Below are 5,863 nucleotides of genomic sequence, written 5' to 3' on the forward strand. Positions count from 1 at the left end.
GACCACCTCCCCCCGGCACACCTCTTCCACCGCCCCTCGCAGGTCGTATTTCCTCACCCTCTCCGCCAGGCGGTGCAGGTGGTCGCGGTCGAACCTCGTGAGCACGGAACGCCTTCCTCCGGAACGCCGCACGGGGCACCGGACGGCGCGCGGAGCCTTCCCCCGGCGCCTCACACCCTCACCACCCGGACGGGTGATCCCGGGCCGCGTCCGGGGCACGGAGTGTCCGGTCCCTATCCGAGCCAGTGCGCGAACTGGCCGTGCGGGGCGGTCCAGGCGATCGGCCGGCCGTCGAGGGCGAGGACGAAGTGGGAGCGCACCTCCCCCGCGGTGTCCTTCGGGGCGGGCGGCAGGCCCTCGGCGTGTTCGGGGTACACGCCCGGCGACTCGTTGCACAGCCAGTGCGCGGGTGAGTCGAGCACGGTGCGGGCGAAGGCGTCGCGTCCGGCGCGGTCCAGGTACATCAGCACGGCGCTGTGCAGGACGACGGGAGTGGTGCCCAGCGGGGCACGGTCGATCAGTTCGGCGACGGTCTCGTTGAGGTCGCCGCGCAGCACCGGTGGCGGGTCGGCGGCGGCCAGGCGCAGGGCGGCGTCGAGCCGTTCGGCGCGGGGGCGCTGCCGTTCACCGGGCCAGACCAGGCAGCGGAGCCAGCGGGCGTCGTCGGGGTCGGCGGGGTTCAGCGGGTTGAGGTCGATGCCTGCGCGCCAGGCGATGGCCGGGGGTTCCTCCGGCACCGGGACCGGTCCGGAGAGTCGACAGTCCAGGACCACGGGGCTCTCGGCGGGGCCGATGGGCGGAAGTTCGCCCCGGGCGTCGCGGTACCGGTAGCGATAGCGGTCGGGTTGCAGGCACAGGCCCGCGGAGGCGCCGACCTCGATGAGGGCCAGGGGCTGCGGGAGCGTGGCGAGGGCGGGCAGCAGGGTGGCGCAGCGGCCGACCTCGTTGGTCTGGGTGCGGCGTTCGATCATCACGGCGGCGACGCGGTCCCAGTGGGCGAGGGTCCACTCGCGGAAGGCGGGCCAGGTGTCGATGGGGCCGCCGAGGAAGCGGACCGCGCCGAAGAGGAGGTTGGGCTGCCGCTTGAGCCGGGGCATGGCCGCGAGTCGGCCGATCAACTCCGGGTCCCCGGCCACACCGGTGGCGAGGACGCCGTACTGCGGGGAGTTGCCCGGCGCCTCGTGCTCGGCGAAGCTCCGGTACCAGCGGAGCACGTCTTCCACGCCCTTTGTCGCGTCCTCCTCCGGTTCCGCCGTGTCGCGGCCGTTCGCCCCTCCCCCGGCCATCGGTTCCCGCGGGTCGGGTGTTCCGGGTGTTCCGTGCGTCCCGGGTGTTCCGCTGGTCATGGTGTCCCGTTCGTGAGTCGTCGCGGGGTCGGGACGGCTGCGCCGGATCACGGCGGGCCGGGGCCCCCGACCCGAGCCCTGGTGTCCTCGTCCTTCCCCTCTCCCGGGTTCCCCAGACATGGCCCGGTCCGGCCCCGGTGGGCGCTTTCGTGACACCCGGGGGACGCCGGGAGGCGGTCGTTCGGAGGGCGGACCGTGGGCCGCCGTCAGGCGGCGCGGTCGATGTCGGCGGCCGTGTCGACGGGGGCGCCGACGGGGGCGCCCGTCGGCTCGGTGACGGCGGCCACGGATGTCGCCAGGGCGTCCAGGGAGAGGCCGAGGACGGCGGCGAGGGCCGCGATGGTGGCGAAGGCCGGGGTGGGGGCGCGTCCGGTCTCGATCTTGCGCAGGGTCTCGGCGGAGACACCGGCCGCCGCGGCGATCTCCGGCATGGGGCGGTTGCCGCGTGCCTCGCGCAGCAGCCGGCCGAGGTGTCGGCCGCGCTCGCGCTCCAGGGGGGTCAAGGGGTTGCGCACCATGACACGATCCTAGCGGGCGTGATACTTATACCGGTATAAGAATTGGACGGGTCGCTTCCCCCGGGACGGCCGGACGCGCCGTGCCCCCGACCGGGGGACGGGAGGAGCGGACAGTGGTGGAGATCAAGTCGGACGCGGCGATGGACGCCATGCGGGAGGCGGGCCGGGTGGTGGCCCGGGCGCTGGCTGCGGTGCGGGCGGCGGCGGTGCCGGGTGTCCGCCCGGTGGAGTTGGACGAGGTGGCACGGGAGGTCATCGCGGAGGCCGGGGCGAAGCCCGCCTTCCTGCACTACCACCCGCGCTTCGCCCCCACTCCGTTCCCCGGCGTGATCTGCGTGTCCGTCAACGACGCGATCGTGCACGGCATCCCGGGCCGGGCCCCCCTGCGCCGGGGCGACCTGGTGAGCGTGGACTGCGGCGCCGTACTGGACGGCTGGACCGGCGACGCGGCGGTCAGCTTCACCGTCGGCCCCGGTCGACCGGAGGACCGCCGCCTGGTGGAGGCCGGCGAACGGGCCCTGGCCGCGGGCATCGCGGCGGCGGTGCCGGGGGCCCGGATCGGCGACATCGCCCACGCCATCGGGCGGACCGGGCGGGAGGCCGGTTACGGCATCCCCGACGGCTTCGGCGGACACGGCATCGGCCGACGGATGCACGAGGCCCCGGACGTCCCCAACGAGGGGCGCCCCGGCCGGGGGATGCGCCTGCGCCACGGCATGGTCCTGGCCATCGAACCGATGCTGCTGGCCGGCGGACGCGACGACTTCCGGCACGACCCGGACGGCTGGACCCTGCGCACCACCGACGGCAGCCGCGCCACCCACAGCGAGCACACCGTGGCGATCACCGACTCCGGCCCCCGGGTGCTCACCCTCCCCTGAGGGGGTGCGCGACACCTGCCCGTGGTGGGCTCGTGGACCCGGAGCACGGGTGGGGCGCGGCGCGGACGACCCGGTACGGGATGGCGTCCACCGGGCCCGACGGGACCGCCGGGCCCGGTTGCGGAGCATGCCCGGGTCGGCGACACCCGCTCCCGCCCCGGGTCACCCCTGATGGATACGGCCATCGGGCGGAGCCCCCGAGCGGTCGCCCTCATCGTCGCGGGCCCGGACGGGCTTCCCGGGTGCGCCGCCGTCGCCGGGGAATCACCCCCGTGCGGTTACCGGGGCGGGGCACCGAAAAAGTCACCGATCTCGTGCACGACACGCTCGGGGGCGTCCTCCGTGAGGAAGTGGCCGCCCGCCGGGACGACGACGAGTTCGGCGTGCGGGATGGCGTCGGCGAGCCGCTTCGCGTAGTGGAGGGGCTGCCACCGGTCCTCCTCGCCCCACACGATGCGGACGGGCATGGTCAGGTGCCCGAGCCGATCGCCGATCTCCTCGGTGTACTTCGAGTCGTAGTGGCGCACCTGGTGTTCGAAGAAGGAGAGACGGCCCATTGGGGATCGATGGGGCGCCAGGTACGCCTGAAGAACGTCTCCGGCCATGAGTGTTTCGTCGGCGACGGTCATCTTGAGCTGCCGGGTCAGCAGGGCGTCGAACGCGTCCTGCGACATGCCGGTGAAGGCGTCCGGGTGCTCGTCGATGATCTTCCGCCAGGTCGAGGAGGGCCACGAGTCGTAGCTGACCGAGTCGATGATCATCAGCCGCCGCACCCTCCCCGGGTGCGCGAGAGCGAAGCGCTGACCGATGGCGCCGCCGATGTCGTGGGCGACGATGCCGACGTGGCCGATGCCCAGCGCGTCGAGGAGGTGTCCCAGGAGGTCCGTCTGGGCGGCGACGGATGTGTCACGGTTCACCGGTCGCTCGGAGAGGCCGTATCCCAGCAGGTCGTACGTGATGACCCGGAAGCCGGCTTCCTCGATGTGCGGTACGACATCGCGCCACTCGTAGGAGTGCGAGGGGGTGCCGTGGATGAAGATCAGCGGTTCGCCCCGGCCGCGATCCCGGTGGGCCAGGCGCACACCATCGACGATGAGACTGTCGGTCAAAAGGGTCATGGTGCCTTCCTCGATCGCGGGCGATGGGGGGAGCGGGGCTCGGCGGCTGCCCCCGGGAACACCGCCCAACCCTTAAACTGGGTAGACCAGTCTACCCAAATGAATCGGGGTTTCGATGAGTGGGATGGAGCGGGCGGCGGGCGCCGGGAAGCGGCGGCCGGCTCGCGATCGCGTGCTGACCGCCGCGGCACGGCGTTTCTACAGCGACGGAATCACGGCCACCGGCATCGACACGATCACAGCCGAGGCCGGGGTGGCGAAGATGAGCCTGTACAACAACTTCTCCTCCAAGGCCGAACTCGTCCGCGCCTACCTGGACGCCCGGCACGAGGAATGGCTGTCGCGGTACCGTTCACGCCTCCAACGGTCCGAAAGCCCTCGTGACGGCGTGCTGGCCGTCTTCGACACCTACATCGACAGCGCCGGCGGGGACGGTTTCCGTGGCTGCGGACTGCTCAACGCCGCCGCGGAAATGCCCGTCGGGAACGAGGGGCGCTCTCTGGTGCGCCGGCACAAGGAGGAAGTCGAACGCCTGATGGCCGGGCACCTCGCGGCCCTGTTGCCCGGGCGTCCCGACGCCGCTCGAACCACGGCGGAACACCTGGCCTTTCTCCTGGAGGGCGCCATGACGCGCGCCGGCCTGGAAAACGACGACGACCGTCTACGGCGCGCCCGCGCCATGGCGGCGGAGCTGCTCGACCGGTTGTGACGAGTCGGCCATCCCCACCGCACCCACCGGCACCTCCCGGACCGCGTCCCGCACGGACACGGCGAAGGCGCGGAAGCCCCCGTGACGTCTCGCCCGGCACAGGCTCCACGTGGCCGACCGCTCAGCCGGACCGACGGAGCCGGATCGACGGAGCCGGGGGATGAGCGGGGCGAGGACGGTGGAGTCGTCGAGGTCGTCGAGGTCGCCGGGGGTGACGACGACGGCCGGGGACGGGCCCCGGCCGTCGCGGGCGGGGTGGACCCCGGTGGGCGGCCCCCCGGGTCCGGCCCGGCGCCCCGGGAGCCGCCGGCGCGTCGCCCACCCCGGGCCGGTCCAGCTCAGCCCTCCCGTTCGGCGGCGATCCGCCGGGCCATCAGGGTGGTCAGCTCGTAGGCGGTGTGCGAGGCGGCGACCGTCGTCATCTCCGCGTGGTCGTACGCCGGCGCCACCTCGACCAGATCGGCCGAGATCAGCCGCAGTCCGGCCAGGCCGCGCAGGATCTCCAGCAATTCGCGGGAGGTCAGCCCGCCCGCCTCGGGGGTACCGGTGCCCGGCGCGTGGGCGGGGTCGAGCACGTCGATGTCGATCGAGACGTACAGCGGGCGGTCGCCGATGCGCTCGCGCAGCTGCTGCACCACCTCGTCCACCCCCCGGCGCATCACGTCGGCCGAGGTGACGATGCCGAAGCCCATCCGGGCGTCCTCGTCGAGGTCACGACGGTCGTACAGCGGGCCCCGGATGCCGACGTGGGAGAGGGCCGAGGTGTCGAGGATCCCCTCCTCGACCGCGCGCCGGAAGGGGGTGCCGTGGGTGTAGGCGGCGCCGAAGTAGGTGTCCCAGGTGTCGAGGTGGGCGTCGAAGTGCAGCAGCGCGACCGGGCCGTGGCGACGTGCGGCGGCCCGCAGCAGCGGCAACGCGATGGTGTGGTCCCCGCCCAGGGTCATCAGGCGGGTGCCGTCGGCCATCAGGTCGTCGGCGGCGGCCTCGATCGTCTCCACCGCCTCCTCGATGCGGAAGGGGTTGGCGGCGATGTCCCCGGCGTCGGCGACCTGCGCGAGGGCGAAGGGCGAGGCGTCCTGCGCGGGGTTGTAGGGGCGCAGCAGCCGGGATGCCTCACGGATGGCGTTGCCGCCGAAGCGGGCGCCCGGCCGGTAGGAGACGCCGCTGTCGAAGGGAACTCCGACCACGGCGACATCGGCGGCGCCGACCTCGTCGAGGCGGGGCAACCGCGCGAAGGTGGCGGGGCCGGCGTACCGGGGCACCCGGGAGGAGTCGACGGGGCCGCGCGGAC

Annotated in this window: 6 protein-coding genes; 2 read left to right on the plus strand and 4 right to left on the minus strand. The window is 73.6% G+C overall.

From position 1 onward, the window contains the following. Positions 1 to 233: 233 nt before the first annotated feature. Together FNQ90_RS10260 and FNQ90_RS10265 are read right to left on the minus strand one after the other, a co-directional pair. Positions 234 to 1,223, minus strand: coding sequence for a DUF2332 domain-containing protein (locus FNQ90_RS10260; RefSeq protein WP_323379868.1), 990 nt, complete (start codon positions 1,221 to 1,223; stop codon positions 234 to 236). Between the two features lie 329 nt (positions 1,224 to 1,552). After that, entirely contained in the window at positions 1,553 to 1,864 is a 312-nt protein-coding gene (locus tag FNQ90_RS10265; RefSeq protein WP_182606089.1) for a helix-turn-helix domain-containing protein, read from the minus strand. Positions 1,865 to 1,977: 113 nt separating this feature from the next. Here FNQ90_RS10265 and map point away from each other — a divergent pair, with 113 nt between their 5' ends. After that, positions 1,978 to 2,745, plus strand: a complete 768-nt coding sequence (gene map / locus FNQ90_RS10270; protein ID WP_182606090.1) for a type I methionyl aminopeptidase — start codon at positions 1,978 to 1,980, stop codon at positions 2,743 to 2,745. A 278-nt stretch (positions 2,746 to 3,023) separates the two neighbouring features. On the opposite strand, the gene FNQ90_RS10275 is transcribed toward map, so the two are convergent. Beyond that, positions 3,024 to 3,863 carry an alpha/beta fold hydrolase gene (locus FNQ90_RS10275; RefSeq protein WP_182606091.1) on the minus strand — a complete coding sequence of 280 codons (840 nt, stop codon included), beginning with the start codon at positions 3,861 to 3,863 and terminating at the stop codon, positions 3,024 to 3,026. Positions 3,864 to 3,978: 115 nt separating this feature from the next. Here FNQ90_RS10275 and FNQ90_RS10280 point away from each other — a divergent pair, with 115 nt between their 5' ends. Continuing rightward, the gene (locus tag FNQ90_RS10280; protein ID WP_182606092.1) at positions 3,979 to 4,572 is read left to right on the plus strand and encodes a TetR/AcrR family transcriptional regulator; all 594 of its coding nucleotides are present in this window, start codon (positions 3,979 to 3,981) and stop codon (positions 4,570 to 4,572) included. Positions 4,573 to 4,910: 338 nt separating this feature from the next. On the opposite strand, the gene speB is transcribed toward FNQ90_RS10280, so the two are convergent. Next, positions 4,911 to 5,863: agmatinase (gene speB, locus FNQ90_RS10285; protein ID WP_182606093.1), on the minus strand; the 953-nt coding region annotated here is incomplete at its 5' end.

The organism is Streptomyces alkaliphilus (assembly GCF_014141535.1).
Taxonomy (GTDB): Bacteria; Actinomycetota; Actinomycetes; order Streptomycetales; family Streptomycetaceae; genus Streptomyces; species Streptomyces alkaliphilus.